The sequence below is a fragment of the Trebonia sp. genome (assembly GCF_030042015.1).
Lineage (GTDB): Bacteria > Actinomycetota > Actinomycetes > Streptosporangiales > Streptosporangiaceae > Trebonia.
Genome location: NZ_JASIAL010000014.1, coordinates 1 through 18,919 on the forward strand (window position 1 = coordinate 1; position 18,919 = coordinate 18,919).

The following is an 18,919-nucleotide window of genomic DNA, read 5'->3' on the forward strand; positions in this document are numbered from 1 at the left end:
CAGGCCCGCCTCGGCGTCGCGGGACCCGTGGCAGGACACGTGCGCGAGGCGGCCGTGCCTGCTCACCGTGATCAGCCAGCCGGGCAGCCGGCCGTCGTCCACGTAGCGCGCGAAGTGCGCGTCGATCCGCCGCAGTCGCTGCGCGTCCAGGCCCACCTCGGCCGGGTCGACCTCAACCTTTAGTTCGCTCACCGCACTAGCGTGCCTCATGTTGCCGTTGGCCGCCAGGAGCCCCGGGGTTCGGCCGGGTGACCGCCTCCCCCGCCACTGGAGTCACGCTTTTGCGCTTCGCTAAGCTCCCGGCAGGAAACCCGTTCGCGGTGGGGCCCACAACGCCAAACCTTTTGCGATCTCGGGAAGCTAAGGGCTGCGTCGCCGCTCCCTCGGGTGCATGTCACGTGGTCAGCTGATGTGCGTGTGAGCAGTGCGGCAAGGGCGTGGCAGGCTGGCCGGTGCCCGGGCGGCTGTCCGGTGGCCGTCTCAGATTGTGGGACGGCGTCGGGAACTTAGGACCCGGGCCGCAGGTTTATTGCCCGTTTTATACCGATTTCCGGATGCCGCTCGGCTCCTATCTTGGCCAGCGCCCGCGGACCGCGCCCGGTATGGGTGGTTTGTCCGCCGGCAGGCTGGGCGACTTAAGTTCCTGGCATTGCCTCCTATTGCGGCACGCCGCCCGGCTCGCGGCCGGCGCGGAGCAGGCCGTACGTGACCGCCTCCTCAAGTGCGTGCCAGGACGCGGCGATGATGTTCTCGTCCACGCCCACCGTGGACCAGGTGTCTCCTGAGCCGTCGTCGGACTCGATCAGCACGCGGGTGACAGCGCCTGTGCCGTGCGAGCCCTCGAGGATCCGCACCTTGAAGTCGGCGAGCTCCAGGTTCGCCAGTTCGGGAAAGGTCTGCTCCAGCGCGGAGCGCAGCGCCTTGTCCAGCGCGTTCACCGGGCCGTTGCCCTCGCCGACCGCCACGACCCGCTCCCCCTTGGCGGTCAGCCGCACGGTCGCCTCGCTGGTGACGGCGCCGTCCTCGCGACGCTCCACGATGACCCGCCAGGACTCGACGGTGAAGTGCCGCCGCTTGGACCCGGCGAGCTCGTCACGCAGCAGCAGCTCGAACGAGGCGTCGGCCGCCTCGAAGGAGTAACCGCGCGCCTCCAGTTCCTTGACCTTGTCGGTCACCCGGCCGATCGCCTCCTTGTCCCCGGACAGGTCGTAGCCGAGCTCACGGCCCTTCAGCTCCACCGAGGCGCGGCCGGCCATGTCCGAGACGAGCATCCGCATGTCGTTGCCGACCCGGGCCGGGTCGATGTGCTGGTACAGCATCGGGTCGACCCGGACCGCCGAGGCATGCAGCCCGGCCTTGTGGGCGAACGCGCTCAGCCCCACGTACGGCTGGTGGGTGTCCGGCGCGACGTTCGTGACCTCGCTGATCGCGTGCGCGATCCGGGTCATCTCCAAGATCCCGTCGCCGGACAGCACCGGGCGGCCCTTCTTCAGCTGCAGCCCGGCCACCACGCTGAACAGGTTGGCGTTCCCCGCCCGCTCGCCGTATCCGTTGGCGGTGCCCTGCACGTGCGTGACGCCCGCCTCCACGGCGACGAGCGTGTTCGCCACGCCGCAGGCGGTGTCGTCGTGGCAGTGGATGCCGAGCCTGGCGCCGGTCCGCCCGGATACCGCGTGCACGATGTCACCGAGTTCGGTCGGCATCATGCCGCCGTTGGTGTCGCACAGTGCGATCACGTCCGCGCCGGCCTCCGCGGCGACGCGCACGCATTCCAGAGCGTACGAGGGGTTGGACCGGTACCCGTCGAAGAAGTGCTCGGCGTCGAGGAACACCCGGCGGCCCTCGGCCCGCAGATGCCGGACGGTGTCGGCGATCATTCTCAGGTTCTCGTCAAGCGTGGTGCGCAGGGCGAGCTCGACGTGCCGGTCGTGGCTCTTCGCCACCAGCGTCACGATCGGCGCGAGCGACTCCCGCAACGCCGCGACCTGCGGGTCATCGGCGGCCTTGACGCCGGCCTTGCGCGTCGAGCCGAACGCCACGAGCTGGGCGTGCTGCAGGCTTAGCTCGGTCCTGGCGCGGCGGAAGAACTCCGTGTCCTTGGGGATCGCGCCTGGCCAGCCGCCCTCGATGAACCCGACGCCAAGCCGGTCCAGGTGCCGGGCGATCACGAGCTTGTCGGCAACCGTGAGGTTAAGACCCTCCTGCTGCGCACCGTCGCGCAATGTCGTGTCGTAGACGTGGAACTGGTCGTCGACCATCGTCGCTGTCCGTTTCTTCCGTGTGCTGGGGGTTGGCTCGAGAGGCTGGTCCGCCGCGCGACAGCGCACAAACAAAAAGACCCCTCGCGGAACGCGAGAGGTCTGCGCGCCGGCACCGGGCCAGCTTCTTCCGCTGACCGCGCCTAGAACCTGACGTCCTAGGAGCCGACGCGCCTGCCGATAATAATCAGCCCGGTCGTCACGGTGTTTAGTCTGCCACAATCCGGCCGCTGTTCGCCAACCGAGGGAGTGCTCGCTCGCGATGCCGCCGCGGAGCCGGTCAGGCCGTCAGCCGATCGAGCCGTCGGGCCGTCGGGCCGTCAGCCGATCGAGCTGTCAGCCGGTCGCCGACAGGAAGGCGCCGGCCAGCGCGGCGGCCGACTGGGCCGGGCTGGTTCCGGTCTCGAGAACCGCGACGGCCATGCTGCCCCGGTATCCCACGAACCAGCTCAGCCAGGAGTGCGCGCCGGTCTGCACGATCCCGGCCTGGCCGTATACCGGCTCGCCTGATACGTTGGCGGCGCGCGCGGCACCCGAGCGCACCGCATCGCGCATCAACTGCCGCAAGTCGCTCAGCCCGGCCGCCGACAGTGGCGCCTGCCACGTCGCCGGCGGGTCATCGGTGACGAGCACCGGCGCGTGGCCGGTGCCGGCGTCGACCTCGGCCGCGACCATGGCCATGCCCAGCGGGCTCATCAGCACCCCGCCGGCGCCGGTCGCCTGCGCCGCCAGGCCTGCCTCGTCCGAAGCGGTCGGCGCCGACCCGGAAAACGCCTGTACGTGCAGGTTCCATGTGGCGCCGACGCCGAATGACCGCTCCACGGCCGCGAGCCCTGCCGGGGTCAGTTTCTGCGACATAGCCGCGAACGCCGCCGCGCAGCCGTCGGCGAAGTCCGAGGCGAAGGTGGCCGACGAGGACCGGTCTGACCCGCCGGGGCTCGCCTGGTCCTGGCAGGGCAGGGGCGTGTTCGCGGTGTATCCGGCGCCGAGCAGCGCCGCCGCCGACACGATGCTGAAGGCCATGCCTGGCTCAAGCCTGGCGTTCAGCACCCCGCCCGGAGGAAGGGCGACGGTCCCGGCCTCGCGGGAGGCAAGCGCGAGGATGCCGCCGTTCGCGGCGTCAACGGCGACGATCTCGCCCGAGTCGGGCTGCCCCGCGAGTGCCGCCGCCGCCGCGTCCTGGTCGCGGCTGACGAGCGTGGTCCGCAGCGGGACGCCGGTACGTCCTTGTGACGTCCACAGCCTCGCCACGGTTCGGCCCGCGGCGTTGACCACGAGGACCGTGGTCGTCGGCGTGCCCGCGAGAGCGCCCTGGTAGGCCTGCTCAAGCCCGGTCAACCCGACCGTGGCGCCGGGCTGGTAGGCGGCCCCCTCGGCGCGCAGCGCGCTTGAATCTTCGGTCCCGACCGTGCCGACGACCTCGGTGGCTATCGAGTCGAACAGCCGCTCCGGCCCCTGGACGTAGCTCAGCCCGGGCACCTTGGCGAGCCGCGGCCATATCGCATGAAAAGCCGCCGGGTCGAGCGCCAGCAGCGACAGGAACCCGCGCGGCGGCGCGGCCTGGATCTGGCCGAGCACCTGCTGGGAGTTGAGGTCGGCGATCTGGCTGAACTCTCCCGCGGTCCGCGCCGCGTTCGCCAGGCGGCCCGGATAGACACCGACGTGATAGACGGTCGAGTCGGTCAGCAGCGGCAGGCCGTCGGTGTCTTCTACCTGGGCACGCGGCGCGAACGCGGTCAGCACCGCGAGCCGGTCGCCCGGCCCCAGGCCCGGGTTGATCACCTCAGGTGCCCAGTCGATAAGCCACTGACCGCCCTTCACAGCGAGCCCGAACCGGCCGTTGTAGGTCCACTGGTTCCCGCCCTCGCCCATGTCCACGGTGGCCTTGAAGACCGCCACCGCGGTGTCCCCGTGCTGCGTGACCGAGTCCATGGCGAAGAAGGTGTCGGTCGCGTCGAGGTCGGTGTAGGCCGCGGCGAGCTGCGCGGCCACCTGGGCATGGTTCCCGTTGGTCAGCGCGGCCGCCTGGGCGTACTTGCCCTGTTGCCAGTCGAACAAGAACGCCTGCACCGCTGGCTCGGCGGATGCCTCGCTGCCGAAGCCGGTCGCGAAGCCGATGGTGAGCAGGCCCACGACGATCACCAACACGGCGGCCGTGCGCTGCCGCCGCGACATCCGGACGCGGCGTGTCGACGGCTTGCGGTGCCTGCTTCGGCCAGTGTGCGGCGGACCAGCCGGGTGCGGCGCGCCGCCAGGGTGCGGACCGGCCGGGTGCGGTGGGCCCCCGGCCTGCGGCGGGCCGCCAGGGTATGGCCCGCCGCCGGAACGCGGTGGACCGCCTGGACGCGGCGAACCGGCCGGTCGGGACGGCGCGCCGGGACGAGGCGGCAGCGGCGAACCGGGACGAGGCGGCAGCGGCGTGCCTGGTGCGCCCCCATGCTGTCGCGGATCGCGGGAAGGAGCACCGGGTACGTCCGGCATGCCGACAGCGCCCGGAGCGCCCGGGCCACCCGGAGCGCCCGCGGGGCCAGCGGCAGGACCGGGGGCACGGGGATCGGAAAGCGGAGCCGGGGGCGTCCCTGCCCCCCTCGGCAGCCCATAAGACCGGGGTGGCCCAGCATGGCTACCCCGGTCACGCGAGCGCGCAGTCACCGTCCGCCTCCGGAGTCACCGTCGTCGCCGTAGGGCACGCTCGACCTCCCTGGCTGCGTCTCGCCGGGCCAGGTCTTGCCTTTTATCGTATGTCCGTTTGCCGCGGGCAAGCGCAAGCTCCACCTTGACTTTGCCGTCCTTGAAATACAACGACAGCGGGATAAGCGTGAGGCCCTGTTCCGATGTCTTGCGGACCAGTCGCTCGATTTCTCCCCGGTGCAGCAAGAGCTTTCTGGTCCGCCTGGGCGCGTGGTTGGTCCAGGTGCCCAGCGTGTACTCCGGTATATGAACGTTATGCAGCCAGACTTCCCCGCCCGAGACCTCCCCGAACCCATCGGCCAGTGACGCGCGGCCGGCGCGCAGTGATTTCACCTCGGTGCCAGTGAGCGCGATGCCGGCCTCGTAGACGTCCTCGATCGCGTAGTCATGCCGGGCGCGCCGGTTCCGTGCGATGACCTTGTTTCCCTGCTCGCGTGCCACGTCTCTCCTGTCAGCCAGCCTGCGGCTACCGTCAGACCCCGGACCAGCCAACCGCCCCGGCCGCGGACGTCTAGACGCGCAGGTAGCGGCGCAGCGTCACGAACGACGTCACGCCGCATAGCAGCACTCCCACGCCCATCGCGAGCACAATGACCTCGACTAGGTCGGTAACGGACAGGCCCACGTTGTAGCTGAAGTACTGCTGCAGGTTATTAAGCAGCAGCGACTTCACGCCAATCAGCAGGCAAGCGGCGAGCGCCCAGCCGAACAGGCCGGCGATCACTCCCTCGAGCAGGAACGGCAGCTGGATATAGAAATTGGACGCGCCGACCAGCCGCATAATGCCGGTCTCCCGCCGCCGGTTGAATGCGGACAGCCGGATCGTGTTGGCCACCAGCAGGATCGCCGCCACGATCAAGATCAGCGCCACGACCACGACCGCGTTCCTCGCTCCGTCCAGGAGCCGGTAGAACTTGGCGAGAATGGTCTCCTCGTCGATGACCGAGTCGACGCCGGGCGCGCCCGTCACCGCGCTGGCGACGATGTTGTAGTCGGCCGCCGGGTCGCGCAGCTTGACCTCGAACGACGGCGGAACGTCGCCTACCGTGACCGTGGAGACGTAGGACGGGTCGTCGGCGAAGTCGTGCTTGAACTGCGCGTACGCCGCTGACAGGGAGACGTAGGAGACGTCCTCGACCTGCGGCATCGCGGTCAGCGTCTGATAGATCTGCTGCTGCTCGGCCTGTGTCACCGCCCCGCGGCAGGCCGGGTTGGGGCTGGTGGCCGTGCACAGGTAGACCGAGATCTGCACCTTGCTCTGCCAGTACGTCCGCGTGCTGTCGACCTGCTTGACGAACAGCAGCCCCGTGCCAAGCAGGGACAGGCTGATCGCCACCACCACGATGAGCGCGACAGTCATGGTGAGGTTGCGGCGCAGCCCGACCCAGATCTCCTGGAACACGAAGTTCGAACGCATACTGGCCTTATCTCATCCCTCAGTAGTCCTGTGTGGTCTCGTGCGGCACACCGTAAGTAAGCGGTTATCGAGTCCCGGCTAGTACGCCTGGCCGTAAACCCCCCGTACCTGGTCGCGGACCACCTTGCCGTACTCGAGCTCGATGACGCGCTTGCGCATCGAGTCGACGATGGCGGCGTCATGGGTAGCCATGACGACAGTCGTCCCGGTCCTGTTGATCCGGTCAAGCACCTTCATGATCCCGATCGAGGTCGCCGGGTCGATGTTGCCCGTCGGCTCGTCGGCGAGCAGGATCATCGGACGGTTGACGAACGCCCTGGCCATCGCGACCCGCTGCTGCTCGCCACCCGACAGCTCGTCCGGCATCCGGTCGTGCTTGCCCTCCAGGCCCACCAGGTCGATGACCTCGGGGACCACGCGGCGGATGAAGCGCCGAGGCTTGCCGATTACCTCGAGCGCGAACGCCACGTTCTGGTAGACGCTCTTGTTCGGGAGCAGCCGGAAGTCCTGGAACACGCAGCCGATGCGGCGCCGCAGGTGCGGCACCTTCCAGTTCGTGAGCCGCGCCAGGTCCTTGCCGGCGACGTGGATGCGCCCCTCGCTGGGGCGCTCCTCCTTGAGGATGAGCCTGAGGAACGTCGACTTGCCGGACCCGGAGGGACCGACAAGGAAAACAAACTCACCCTTGTTGACCGTGAGGTCGACGTTCTCCAGCGCGGCCCGATTCTGGTTCGGGTAGATCTTGGTGACGTTATCAAAGTTGATCACGGGACCATCACTACGATCTCGACGAGGAGGGACAGGCCAACCCGCGGCACGGGTGCCGCCTAGCGGGTAATTGCGGCCTGGCCGGGCAACTTGCGGGTAACCTGGTTTGGCCAGGGAACAGTCTAGGGGGAAACTGGCGGCTAAGGCTCCAGATCACTCCAAGTGCGCCGGGGCACCGCTACCGGAAGGGGTATGAGATGAGCTGCGAGCACCTGATCTGCGCGCACTGCGCGGGTCCAGTGGTCGAGGGACGCTGTCCGGTGTGCCGGGCCGCCCGCGCGCACGTCCACCACCGCGGCCCGGCCGGCGTGACCCCGCAACTGCTGATCGCCGCTGCGCTGATCCTGCTGCTCGGCCTGCTGATCGCGACCCATGTGCTCGGGTAGCAGGGCACTGGCGAACTAAGCCCGCCGGTTACTGCCTGCCGCCGTTCTCCCCGCGGCGCAGCCAGCGGATCTCCGCGTCGATGAAGTCGTCGATCTCGCCGTCGAGCACCGCGAGCGCGTTGCCCGTTTCCATCCCGGTCCGCACGTCTTTCACGTTCTGGTACGGGTACAGCACATAGTTGCGGATCTGGGTCCCCCAGGCCCGGCCGCCGTCGCCGCGCAGCGCGGCCATCTCCTCGGCTTCCTCCTGGCGCCGCCGCTCCAGCAGCTTGGCCTGCAGGACGGCCATCGCCGAGGCCTTGTTCTGTATCTGGCTCCGCTCGTTCTGGCAGGACACCACGATACCGGTCGGCAGGTGCGTGATCCGGACCGCAGAGTCCGTGGTGTTGACGCCCTGACCGCCCGGTCCTGAGGAACGGAACACGTCTACCCGGATCTCGTCCTCGGGGATCTCGACGTGGTCGGTCTGCTCTACCACGGGCATCACGTCCACGCCGGCGAACGACGTCTGCCTGCGGCCCTGGTTGTCGTACTTGGAGATGCGGACCATCCGGTGCGTGCCCTGCTCGCCGCGCAGGGTCCCGTACGCGTACGGCGCCTTCACCGCGAACGTGGTGGACTTGATGCCCGCCTCGCCGTAGGACACGTCGTAGACCTCGGCCGGGTACTTGCGCCGTTCCGCCCAGCGCAGGTACATGCGCTGCAGGTTTCCCGCGAAGTCCTCCGCGTCCGCGCCGCCGGCCTGCGAGTTGATCGTGATCAGCGCCTCGCGGTTGTCGTAGTCGCCGTTAAGCAGCGTGCGGACCTCAAGCTGGTCGATCTCCTTACGCAGCCGGGCAAGGTCGCCCATCGCCTCGTCCCTGGCGGACTGGTCGTGCTCGTCGTCGGCAAGCTCGAACAGTACGCGGGTGTCATCGAGGCGCTGCCGCAGGCTGTCCAGCCGCGCCAGCTCTCCCTCCAGGTAGGAGAGCCGCCGGGTCACCTGCTGCGCACGCGCCTGGTCCTCCCAAAGTCCGGGGTCCGCGGCCTGCTCGCGCAGGTCGGCGGCCTCGGTTCGCATGGCATCGGGGTCGAGCACGGCCTCGATGCTGTCGAGCTTGGACGACAGTTCCGATAGCTCTTCGTTGGGATCGGTAGCTGCCATGCCGGAAAGCCTACGCGAGGACGGGCGCGGCGGCGTAACAGGCTGCGGCCGCGCCCGGGCGCGGATACCAGGTATTCTGCCAATCCGTGGCACACGCAACGCGCATGGCGCACCTGTCCTGCGGCGTCGCGCTCGCCGTGACGGCGGTGCTCGCCGTCGCTGGCTGCACGTCCGGCGGCGCCGGCGCGGCGCAGACGGGCACCGGTGCGGCGAGCACCGCGCCCGCGCTCACGACCGCTCAGGCCCGCCAGGTCTTCGACTCCTACGTGAGCGGGAGCGAGGCGGCCGCGCGCACCGGCGACGTGGCGCTGGCGCTGTCCGACGTGACCGGCGTGCAGCGCTCCTACGTCACAGCCACCTTCGAGGCCGACCGCTACGACCATGTGCGGCTGCCCTACCCCTACTACACCTACGGCAGGCCCGTCTTCTACCTGCCAGCACCCGCCGGATATCCGCGGTTTTTCGTCGCCGACGTCTCGCGCGTGCTCGCCGGCACCAAGCTGAGCGACGCAATCGCCACGCAGACCGCGGGAGTGACGGTGCCACTCGACGGGAACGTGCTGATGCTGTTCGAGCAGGCCGGCCACAAGCAACCCTGGCGGCTCGCCAGCACGTCGCAGCTCACCGCGGGCACGTCGCTGCCGCCTCTCGCGACGAACGGCGGCGGCCATGTCCTTGCGCTGCCGCTGAGCACCGGCACGCTGCTCGCCCCCCCGGACGTGGTCGGCCCGCTGCAAGCCGCGGTCGTTGACGACGGCCCGTCCAGCCCCGCCGCCAGCGCCGTCGCGAACGGCCCGCTGACGACCGGCATCTACCAGGCGGCACGCACCTTCGTGCAGGGCATCTACCCGCCGCGCGGCGATGTCCTGCAGTGGGCGCTCGACGGCGCGGACTACGCCAGGCTCGCGCTGCGGACCGCCGACGGCGGGGCGCTGGTGTTCTACTCGATGTACCTGAACACCACGGTCGAGGTCCCGGCCGTGCTGAACGATGCCGAGCCGGTGAACCCGGGACCGCCGATCACGGTCCCGGCCGACCTGATGCCGCTGCTTACCCTCGGGCAGAAGGCGCCGCGCGTGGAACTGGAAGGCCAGGACCTGCTCTCGTTCGCCGCGATCGACCCGCCGGCGGGCAGCGCGAAGATCCAGGTCATCGCGATCGGCGGCGGCCTGGACTACGCCTCAGCTTCCTGAGCGGGCAGTGAGCCTGGCGCGACCAGCGTGCGGATGACGCGGCACGCCACCGACAGGGTCGTGAACGTGAAGCGTTCGCTTTCCCAGATCTCGCCGAGCGTCTGCGCCGCACGCCGCACCGCCGCCGCGTTCCGCTGCTCCCACAGCGCGACCCGCTCGCCCACCGGGCCGTCCCCGCCAACGGCGAGCACGTCCCGCGTGAGCGCGGCGTGCGCGCCGTACAGGTCGTCGCGCAGCGCCGCCCGCGCCATCGACGACCAGCGGTCTTCGCGCGGCAGCGCCACGATGAGGTCACGCATCCGGCCGAGCTGCAGCCGGTCGGCCAGCGTGAAGTACACCGCGGCGGTCTCTTCGACGCCGTGGCCGGTCATCGCGGCACTGTGCACGATGTCGAAGGCCGAGTAAGACGGGACCATGGCCGCCACCTCATCGGCCAGCGCCGCCGGCACGCCGCGCGCCGCGAACGAGGTCCGCCGCTCTTCATAGGTGGCAAGATCACGGCCGGAAAGCAATTTAGGCATTCCGGAACGGACCGTGGCGACTCCCTCGCTCAGGAAGCTCACGGTCTCGGCGATGCCGAACGGCGGGCGCCCGTTCAGCAGCAGCCACCTGGTGGCACGCTCCACGAGCTTGCGCGCCTCAAGGACCAGCGCGATCCGCACGTCGACGTCGACCTCGCCAACCAGCCCGCCGACCTGCCGCCAGAACGCGGGCATGCCGAAGACCGCGCGGGCGACCAGCCAGGCGCGGGTGGTGTCAGGCACCGGCAGACCGGTCTCTTCACCGGTCCGGAACAAGAACGTGGTTCCCCCTGTGTCCACCATCTCGTTCACCACGGAGGTCGTGATGATCTCCCGGCGCAGCCGGTGCCCGTTCATCTGGTCGGCGAACCGGGCGCGCAGCGGCGCGGGAAAGTAATCGACGAGCGCGTCCCGCAGATACGGGTCGTCGGGCAGGTGAGAGGCGAGCACCTCCTGGCCAGCGGCGATCTTGGTGTGCGCGAGCAGCAGGGCAAGCTCAGGCGACGTGAGGCCGGTGCCCGCGGACCGCCTGGAGGCGATCTCCTTGTCCCCGGGCAGCACGTCGCCCTCCGCGGACAGGCGCCCTTCCCTGATGAGCTTGCGCAGGTACCTGGCGTGCACGTGGAGCAGCCGCGGCGCCTGGTAGCGGGCGGCGGCCAGCGCCATGTTCTGCCCGTCGTTGTGCTCGAGTACGTGCGCGGCCACCTCGTCAGTCATCGCGTGCAGCAGCGGAGCCCGGTCCGCTGGCTTGATCGACCCGCTGGCGATGGCGTCGGCGAGCAGGATCTTGATGTTGACCTCGTGGTCGGAGGTGTCCACCCCGGCCGAGTTGTCGATGAAGTCGGTATTGACGAGCCCGCCGTTCAGCGCGTACTCGACCCGGGCGGCCTGGGTCAGCCCCAGGTTGCCGCCCTCAGCGACGACCTTCGCCCGCAGTTGCACGGCGTCGACCCGCACCGCGTCGTTGGAGCGGTCGCCCGCGTCGGCGTGCGTCTCATGGCTGGCCTTGACGTAGGTGCCGATCCCGCCGTTCCACAGCAGGTCGACCGGCGCCTGCAAGATCGCCGAGATCAGCTCGTCAGGGGAGACGGCGAGGATGCCCTCGTCGATGCCGAGAGCGGCACGGGCCTGCGGCGACAGCGGGACAGACTTCACGGCGCGCGGCCATACCCCGCCGCCGGCCGAGATCAGAGCCGGGTCGTAGTCGGCCCAGGAGGACTGGGGCAGCGCGAACAGCCGCTCCCGTTCGGCGAAGCTGACCACCGGATCCGGGACCGGGTCGAGGAACACGTGCCGGTGATCGAAGGCCGCGACGAGCTTGATGTGCCGGGACAGCAGCATCCCGTTGCCGAACACGTCGCCGGACATGTCCCCGACGCCGACCACGGTGAAGTCGTCGGCGTCGGGGTTGAGCCGGAGCGCGGCGAAATGCCAGCGCACGGACTCCCACGCGCCACGGGCGGTGATGCCCATCTTCTTGTGGTCATAGCCGACGGACCCGCCGGAGGCGAACGCGTCGCCGAGCCAGTACCCGTAGCGCTCGGCGATCTCGTTGGCGTCGTCGGAGAACGTCGCGGTGCCCTTGTCGGCGGCTACCACCAGGTACGGGTCGTCGCCCTCAAGCCGGACCACGCCGGGCGGCGGCACCACTTTGTCGCCGTCGATGTTGTCGGTGATGTCGAGCATCGCGCTGATGAACATCCGGTAGCAGGCGAGCACCTCGGCCGCGTACGCCTCCCGGTCGGCCGGGTCGGGCAGCCGGTTGCACACGAAGCCGCCCTTGGCGCCGGACGGCACGATGACCGAGTTCTTGACCTCCTGCGCCTTGACCAGGCCAAGGACTTCGGTGCGGAAGTCCTCGGGCCGCTCCGACCAGCGCAGTCCGCCGCGCGCGACGTGGCTGAACCGCAGGTGCACCGCCTCGAGCCGCGGCGAGTACACGAAGATCTCGAACTTCGGCCGCGGCACCGGGATCACCGCCACGTTCTCCGGCGCCAGTTTGAACACCAGGTAGGGCGCGGGCGTGTCCGGGTGCTGGAAGTAGTTCGTGCGCAGCGTCGCCTCGACGAGGGCCAGGTAGGAGCGCAGGATGCGGTCGTGGTCCAGGCTCACCACCTCATCAAGCGCGCCGCGCAGCTCCTCGGCGATCGCCTCGCACCGTTCGGCCGCGCCGCCCTGCATGCCGGGGTCGAACCTGGACTCGAACAGCCGGACCAGCAGCCGGGTGATCGCCGGGTTGGCGCACAGCACCCGTTGCAGGTAACTCTGGCTGAACCGCGTGCCGGCCTGGCGCAGGTACCGGGCATACGCGCGCAGCACCACCACTTGCCGCCAGGTCAGCCCGGCGTCGAGCACCAGCGCGTTGAACGCGTCGTCCTCGGTCCGCTCGTCCCACAGCGCGGTCAGCGCCGCCTCGAACTCGGCCCGGATCCCGCGGGGTACAGGCAGGGCATCCGCGGACTCCCCCGGAGCACGTGCGGCGTCAAGCCGCAGCCGGGGGGCTCCGGGGGGTCGCCCCCCCGGGTCAGCAGAAGCACGTGCGGCGTCAAGCCGCAGCCGGGGGGCTCCGGGGGGTCGCCCCCCCGGAAAACAGAGCCCGAAGTCGTAGATCCAGAACGGCAGCGCCAGATGGTCTTCGCCTGGGCCGCAGGAGATCGACCCGCCGAACTCGTACGGGTGCTCGTCCACGACCTCCAGCCCCATGTGCTGCAGCTGCGGCAGCACGTCGGACAGCGTGATGGGCCCGGCGGACCGGAAGATGCGCAGCCGCAGCTGCTCGCCGTCGGAAGTCTCCAGGCGCAGCGCGAACGGCTCGCCTGCCTCGCGCAGGCGGAGCACCTCGGTCAGGTCGGTGACGGCGGTGGCCGGCGACGTGTCGGCCTTGTACGTCTCGGGGATCGCTTCGGCGCAGACCTGCAGCAGCCGGGCGGCGCGTTCGGGGCCGATGCGGCGTTCGGCCTCCGCGGCGAGATCCTCATCCCAGGAGCGGACCGCGGCCGCGATGTCGGCCTGCAGCGCGAGCTGGTCGACGTGCGGCAGCGGACGGCCGGGCTCGCCGTGCACGACGACGTGCAGCCGGGCGAGCGCGGAGTTGCTCACCATCGCGCTGTAGTCGACCGACGCGCCGTGCAGCGCAGCGCGCAAGATCTCCTGGGCGCGCAGCCTGACCTCCGTGGTGTAGCGGTCCCTGGGCAGGTACACCAGGCAGGACACGTAGCGGCCGTAGGCGTCGGGCCGCAAGAACAGGCGGACCTGCTTGCGCTCCCCGAGCCGGAGCACGGCCAGCGCGATGGGGGTCAGCTGCTCGGCGCTGATCTCGAACAGCTCCTCGCGCGGGTAGCCCTCGAGGATCTCGATGAGCTCCTTGCCGTCGTGGCTGTCCGCGGGCAGCCCGGCCTCCTCGAGCACCAGCTCAAGCTTGCGGCGCAGCACGGGGATGCGCGTGATCGACTCGGTGTAGGCGGCCTGGGTGTACAGGCCGAGGAACCGGTACTCCCCGCTCACCTGGCCGTCCGCGCCGAACCTCCGCACCGACACGTAGTCCAGGTAGCTCGGCCGGTAGACGGTGGACCGGGTGCTGGACTTGGCGAGCACGAGCAGCCGCGCGGCGCGCGCCCCGTGTGGGCCACCCGGCGGGGTGGCGGCGAACGAGTCCGCGCCGTCGTGACGCAGCACGCCAAGCCCGGTGCCCGGCACCGGACGCAGCTCCTGCTCGTCCTCGAGCCTGGTCAGCTTGTACTGGCGGTAGCCGAGGAACGTGAAGTGGCCGGCCGCGAGCCAGACCAGCAGCTCGCCGGCTTCCGCCTCTTCCGGGCCGCTGCCCTCGGCGTCGGCGAGCGAGGCGGCCAGCTCACGCGCCGCGGACCGCATGCGGGGCTGGTCTTCCATCGCGACCCGCAGGTCGTCAAGCACGCGGCGCAGGTCCCCCGCGAGCTTTTCGTGCCCGGGCAGGTGACCGAGCTCGACGTGGATCCAGGACTCTGGCACCCACCCAGCCGGCGGCTCCGCGCCGACCCCGCCAAGCACGATCCCGTTCGCGACTCCGGTGACGTCCCGCCGCGCGGTCAGCAGCGGGTGCACGAGCAGCGTGATGTCGGCGGAGTGCCGGTTGAGCTCCATCGTCACCGAGTCGACCAGGTAGGGCATGTCGTCGGTGACGATGTCCACGACCGTTCCTGCGCTGGTCAGCGACGCGGCACCCGCCTCGCGCACCTGGACGGCGGCGCGGCCCTGCGGACGGCTCGCGCCAAGCGCGGCGTGCCAGGCCGCCACGGCGGCCACCCGCCGCGCGCCAGCCGGCGCGAGATCCTCGGTCGCGACGAACCGGTAGTAGGCGTCGAGGAAGCCGCGCCGGTCACCGACCGCCTTGCCAAGGTCGCCTGGCGGCGCGACGGCGCGGTCCGCGCCACCCCCGTCCACCCACAGCGCCGCAGCCTCGGCGAACAACGGCTCCCTTGCCTCGTCCGAGGTGTCCCTGGCTTCGTCCGGCCGTTCCGGCATTGAAAATCTCCTCTGCTTACCCCCGGGGGGACGACCCCCCCGGTGACCCCCCCGGTATGGGGGAGCTGCCCGCCCCCCCATTGCCCCCCCGGCCCGGGGGCCTTCTTGGCCCCCGGGCCGCCAGTGCCGCTAGGGCCTGCCGGTTCCGTTAGGGCCCGCCGGTTCCGTTAGGGCCGCCGGTTCCGTTAAGGCCCTTCGGTGCCGTTAGGACCCGCGGGGTCCGTTAAGGCCTGGCGGTTCCGTTAAGGCCATCGGTTCCGTCAGGGCCTGCCGGGTTCCGTCAGGGCCCTCGGGTCCGTTAGGGGCCGCCGGGGGCGTCTGGGCCGTGGGGGCGGGGCGTGCGGCAGCTCACGTCGTTGTGGTGGCTGCTTGGGTGAGTTCCGGATCCTCCCTATCTACAGACTAGATGCACGAACGTATGACGACAGCACTTCCGGGTTGGCCAGCGCGCTGGGATCGGCGGCCTGGGCCAGCGGGGTGCCTTGCAGGATCTTGCGGACCGGGATCTCCAGCTTCTTGCCCGACAGCGTCCGCGGGACGCCGGGCACGGCGACGATCTCGTCGGGGACATGCCGCGGGGACAGCTGCGCGCGCAGCGCCGCGCGGAACCGGGCGGTGAGGTCCTCGTCCAGTTCGCGGCCCGCCGCGAGCTGGACGAACAGCACCAGCCTGCCGTCGGCCCCGAGCCGCCCGGTGTCCACCACCAGGCTGTCCGCGACCTCGGGGAAGGACTCGATGACCCGGTAGAACTCGCTCGTCCCCATCCGCACGCCGCCCCGGTTGAGGGTCGCGTCAGACCGGCCGTAGATCACGCAGCCGCCGTCGGGGCGGATCTCGATCCAGTCGCCGTGCCGCCAGATTCCGGGAAAGTCCGCGAAGTAGCTGTCGGCGTACCGGGTCCCGCCTGGATCGTTCCAGAACATCACCGGCATCGACGGCATCGGCTCGGTGATCACCAGCTCGCCGACCGTGCCGACGACCGGTCGCCCGGCCTCGTCGAACGACTCGACCGCCGCGCCCAGGCAGCGGCCGGATATCACGCCGGCCCGCACCGGCAGCAACGGGCAGTGGCCGACGAACCCGGTGCACACGTCGGTGCCGCCGGACGTCGAGCCCAGCTGGATGTTCTTGCCCACCGCCGCGTACACCCAGGTGAAACCCTCGGGCGGCAGCGGCGAGCCGGTCGACCCGACGCCGCGCAGCGCGGACAGGTCAAAGCTCTCGCCGGGCCGCAGCCCTGCCTTCTGGCAGGCCATCAGGTACGGCGCGCCGACACCCAGGTAGCTGAGCTTGGCTTCGGCCGCAAGCCGCCACAGCCTGCCGGTCTCCGGGTAGCCGGCGCTCCCGTCGTACAGCACGATCGTCGTGCCGGCGAGCAGCCCGCCGACCTGGAAGTTCCACATCATCCAGCCGGTCGTCGTGTACCAGCTGAACCGGTCGCCAGGGTGCAGGTCCAGATGCAGCGCGAGCACCTTGAGGTGCTCAAGCACGATGCCGCCGTGCCCGTGCACGATCGGCTTCGGCAGCCCGGTGGTGCCGCTGGAGTAGACGACCCACAGCGGGTGCTCGAACGGCACCTCCTCGAACTCGGCGTCATGACCGTGCCCGGCCGGCGCCGCCAGGGCGGACCAGTCAAGAACCTGCACGCCCGCGCCCACCGCGGGCGGACTGGCCGCCGCCGTGCCCAGCAGGTCCACCATGACCACGGCACGCAGCGTGGGCAGCTGCGCCGCGATCTCGGCGACCACGCCGATGCGGGGGAACTCCTTGCCGTGGTACGCGTAGCCGTCCGCGGCGAGCAGCACCGCCGGCTCGATCTGCGCGAACCTGTCAAGCACGCTGCGGGTGCCGAAGTCCGGCGAGCAGGAGGACCAGATCGCGCCGACGCTCGCGGCCGCAAGCAGCCCGACGACCGCCTCGGGGATGTTCGGCAGCAGCGCGGCCACGCGGTCGCCCTTGCCCACCCCGAGCGCGCGCAGGCCCGCCGCCACGCGGGCCACCTCGGCGGCGAGTTCGCCGTAGGTAAGAGAGCCGGCCCGGCCTCGTTCGGAGGAAAAGATGATGGCGGCGCGGTCCGGATCGGTCCACGCGGTCCGCAGCGCGTTCCGTGCGTAGTTCAGGGTCGATCCGGGGAACCAGTGCACGTCGGGCATCGGGCCGCCGGTCAGCGCCGGGCCGTCGCCGCGGTCGCCGAGTACCTCGAAGTAGTCCCAGATCGACGTCCAGAACTCGCCGAGGTCACCTACCGACCAGGCCCACAGGTCCTGATATCCCGGCGGATCCCCGCCAAGCGCAGCCCCGCGATCCGCCAGCCAGCGCATGTACCGGCTTATCCGGGCGCTCTTGACGGTGTCCGCGTCCGGTTCCCACAGCGTCGCCCCGTACCCCTGCCCCGCTACCGCCCCGCTCGCCTCATTGCCTGCCATGCACCCAGCATCGTGCCGCGCCGGCGGCGGGCGCAACCGCGGTGCGGGCGACCTGCGTCACGGCTAGGGGGCGGCGGTGATGACGTCGATGAGGGCGGCCGTGTCGGTGAGATCGAACAGAACGGCGTCGGCCCCGCAGTCGCGCAGCTCGGCGGTGCTCGCGCGGCCGCTGGCCACCCCAACCGACCGTGCCCCGCCGATCTTCGCCGCCTCCACGTCGCGCGGCGAGTCCGCGACGTAGACCGTCGCGGCGTCGGCGATCGGCACGCCGTACTTCTCCGCGGCCCGCTGGCGGGCGACCCGCAGCAGCGTGCCCTTCGGGTAGACCTCGGACCCGGCGAACCCCCCGACAGCCAGGTCCAGGTAGCCCTCCAGGCCGAACGCGCGGAGCTTGAGCGTCGCGTTCGGCCGGCTCGAGCCGGTCAGCACCGACTGGATCGTGTCCGCCAGCCCGGCGACGGCCGCCAGGGACTCGGCGGCACCGGGCAGCACCTGCCCCTGCGCCGTGAGCAACCCGCGGCGGGCCGCGAGCGCCGTGGCCAGTTCCGCGCCGAACGGGGCGAGCAGCCGCTCGGATTCGGCGGGATCGCTTTCGCGGCGGGTGACGTCGTTCAGCGCGAGCGCGTCGAAGAAGATCTCGGGTTCGGAGCGGCCGGCCATCTGGGGCAACTGCACCAGCGGGCGGCCGGTGACCGAGCGGAACGCCTCGGCGTAGGCCTCCCTGGTGACTTTCGCGACGTCAACCAGGGTTAGGTCGATGTTCCACAGAACAAGCCGGTGAATCTCGGGCCTCCGCTGCTCACGTTCATCCGCACTTTGCGGTGATCTCACCCATGCGCGGATGACTCAGTCATCCTCCCGGCGCAGGCTACAGCTTGACGGACCCTGCCGGGGGCTCCTCGCGCGAGTACCTCTACTTGCTCATCGGCAGGTAGGTCACAGCTGTGCCGCTCCGCCCTCCGCCGCGCAAGCGGCCCGCGTGATCTCCTCGGCGCCCGCCTCGGTGAGTTCAAGCACCGCGCGCATGAAGGCGGCGAGCATCCCGTCCCGGTCCGGTGCCCTGTCGATGTCCCAGAACGCCCGGGCGGCCGCCTCGTGGTCGAGGTCGGGCGCAAGCCTGTCCTCGCCGGACTCCGGGTCGCACGATAGGCCGTAGCCGAGGGCGTGGACCAGGCACATCAGGCGGATCCTGAAGGACTCGGCGGCGAGGGTGATGGTGCCGCGCTCGGAAATGATTGCTGTCATGGCCGTACCTCCGCCGGCTCGGTCCGGCGCGCGGGAGAGATTGTAACGATTCGCACGCAAGTAATCACATACTGTGCGGGCCGCCGGTGCACGGCGTTAGTGCGTATTGCAACCATTCTGTTACGGACTGTCTGCGTCGCGCAGACTGGTGGTAACCCCGGGGCGGGAGCTGCCCGATGGCTGCCACGTCCGCGCTGCTGCGGGGAAACTCGGGTGTGTCCGAATGGACACCCTGCGGAGCGCGCGCCTGCCACAATGGAGCAGAGCCCCGGCCTCCTCGCTTCGCCGGGGCTCTCTTCGTTCGACGACGTTGCTCCGCCGCGCGCCTGCCGCCCCGGCACCAGAACGCCGTGCTAGCCCATGTGCGGAT

12 protein-coding genes and 1 pseudogene are annotated in these 18,919 nt (G+C 70.5%); 2 read left to right on the forward strand and 11 right to left on the reverse strand.

Annotated features, from left to right (window positions below):
- The 6 genes and pseudogenes from Q1N79_RS00525 to ftsE all read right to left on the reverse strand — a co-directional run.
- Positions 1–192, reverse strand: a pseudogene (locus tag Q1N79_RS00525) (serine hydrolase); the annotation flags it as partial.
- Positions 193–656: 464 nt separating this feature from the next.
- Entirely contained in the window at positions 657–2,258 is a 1,602-nt protein-coding gene (gene cimA, locus Q1N79_RS00530; RefSeq protein WP_300602725.1) for a citramalate synthase, read from the reverse strand.
- Between the two features lie 336 nt (positions 2,259–2,594).
- On the reverse strand, positions 2,595–4,433 hold the full coding sequence (locus tag Q1N79_RS00535) for a penicillin-binding transpeptidase domain-containing protein (protein WP_300602728.1): 1,839 nt from the start codon (positions 4,431–4,433) through the stop codon (positions 2,595–2,597).
- 492 nt (positions 4,434–4,925) lie between these two features.
- Positions 4,926–5,408 carry an SsrA-binding protein SmpB gene (smpB, locus tag Q1N79_RS00540; protein ID WP_300602757.1) on the reverse strand — a complete coding sequence of 161 codons (483 nt, stop codon included), beginning with the start codon at positions 5,406–5,408 and terminating at the stop codon, positions 4,926–4,928.
- Positions 5,409–5,460: 52 nt separating this feature from the next.
- Entirely contained in the window at positions 5,461–6,366 is a 906-nt protein-coding gene (gene ftsX / locus Q1N79_RS00545) for a permease-like cell division protein FtsX (RefSeq protein WP_300602731.1), read from the reverse strand.
- Between the two features lie 78 nt (positions 6,367–6,444).
- Positions 6,445–7,134 carry a cell division ATP-binding protein FtsE gene (ftsE, locus tag Q1N79_RS00550; RefSeq protein WP_300602734.1) on the reverse strand — a complete coding sequence of 230 codons (690 nt, stop codon included), beginning with the start codon at positions 7,132–7,134 and terminating at the stop codon, positions 6,445–6,447.
- Between the two features lie 197 nt (positions 7,135–7,331).
- Here ftsE and Q1N79_RS00555 point away from each other — a divergent pair, with 197 nt between their 5' ends.
- Complete coding sequence (locus tag Q1N79_RS00555) at positions 7,332–7,520, forward strand: hypothetical protein (protein WP_300602737.1); 189 nt, start codon at positions 7,332–7,334, stop codon at positions 7,518–7,520.
- A 28-nt stretch (positions 7,521–7,548) separates the two neighbouring features.
- Here the strand turns inward: Q1N79_RS00555 and prfB are convergent, their stop codons facing one another.
- Positions 7,549–8,664: a peptide chain release factor 2 gene (gene prfB, locus Q1N79_RS00560; protein ID WP_300602739.1), complete on the reverse strand. Its 1,116-nt coding sequence runs from the start codon at positions 8,662–8,664 to the stop codon at positions 7,549–7,551.
- An 86-nt stretch (positions 8,665–8,750) separates the two neighbouring features.
- Here prfB and Q1N79_RS00565 point away from each other — a divergent pair, with 86 nt between their 5' ends.
- Positions 8,751–9,857 (forward strand): hypothetical protein, encoded by a 1,107-nt coding sequence (locus tag Q1N79_RS00565; RefSeq protein ID WP_300602742.1) that lies wholly within the window; start codon positions 8,751–8,753, stop codon positions 9,855–9,857.
- Here the strand turns inward: Q1N79_RS00565 and Q1N79_RS00570 are convergent.
- From Q1N79_RS00570 to Q1N79_RS00585, 4 genes are all read right to left on the reverse strand, one after another.
- Complete coding sequence (locus Q1N79_RS00570; protein ID WP_300602745.1) at positions 9,839–14,878, reverse strand: NAD-glutamate dehydrogenase; 5,040 nt, start codon at positions 14,876–14,878, stop codon at positions 9,839–9,841. The genes Q1N79_RS00565 and Q1N79_RS00570 overlap by 19 nt on opposite strands.
- 395 nt (positions 14,879–15,273) lie before the next feature.
- Positions 15,274–17,304, reverse strand: coding sequence for an acetoacetate--CoA ligase (locus tag Q1N79_RS00575; RefSeq protein WP_300602748.1), 2,031 nt, complete (start codon positions 17,302–17,304; stop codon positions 15,274–15,276).
- 63 nt (positions 17,305–17,367) lie between these two features.
- The gene (locus Q1N79_RS00580) at positions 17,368–18,135 is read right to left on the reverse strand and encodes a haloacid dehalogenase-like hydrolase (RefSeq protein ID WP_300602751.1); all 768 of its coding nucleotides are present in this window, start codon (positions 18,133–18,135) and stop codon (positions 17,368–17,370) included.
- Positions 18,136–18,240: 105 nt separating this feature from the next.
- Entirely contained in the window at positions 18,241–18,549 is a 309-nt protein-coding gene (locus tag Q1N79_RS00585) for a hypothetical protein (protein WP_300602754.1), read from the reverse strand.
- Positions 18,550–18,919: the final 370 nt, after the last annotated feature.

Coding starts and splice junctions, on each gene's coding strand:
- prfB (WP_300602739.1), bottom strand. CDS start 8,664: ATGGCAGCTACCGATCCCAACGAAGAGCTATCGGAACTGTCGTCCAAG.
- Q1N79_RS00585 (WP_300602754.1), bottom strand. CDS start 18,549: ATGACAGCAATCATTTCCGAGCGCGGCACCATCACCCTCGCCGCCGAG.
- ftsX (WP_300602731.1), bottom strand. CDS start 6,366: ATGCGTTCGAACTTCGTGTTCCAGGAGATCTGGGTCGGGCTGCGCCGC.
- Q1N79_RS00570 (WP_300602745.1), bottom strand. CDS start 14,878: ATGCCGGAACGGCCGGACGAAGCCAGGGACACCTCGGACGAGGCAAGG.
- Q1N79_RS00555 (WP_300602737.1), top strand. CDS start 7,332: ATGAGCTGCGAGCACCTGATCTGCGCGCACTGCGCGGGTCCAGTGGTC.
- Q1N79_RS00535 (WP_300602728.1), bottom strand. CDS start 4,433: ATGTCGCGGCGGCAGCGCACGGCCGCCGTGTTGGTGATCGTCGTGGGC.
- cimA (WP_300602725.1), bottom strand. CDS start 2,258: ATGGTCGACGACCAGTTCCACGTCTACGACACGACATTGCGCGACGGT.
- Q1N79_RS00575 (WP_300602748.1), bottom strand. CDS start 17,304: ATGGCAGGCAATGAGGCGAGCGGGGCGGTAGCGGGGCAGGGGTACGGG.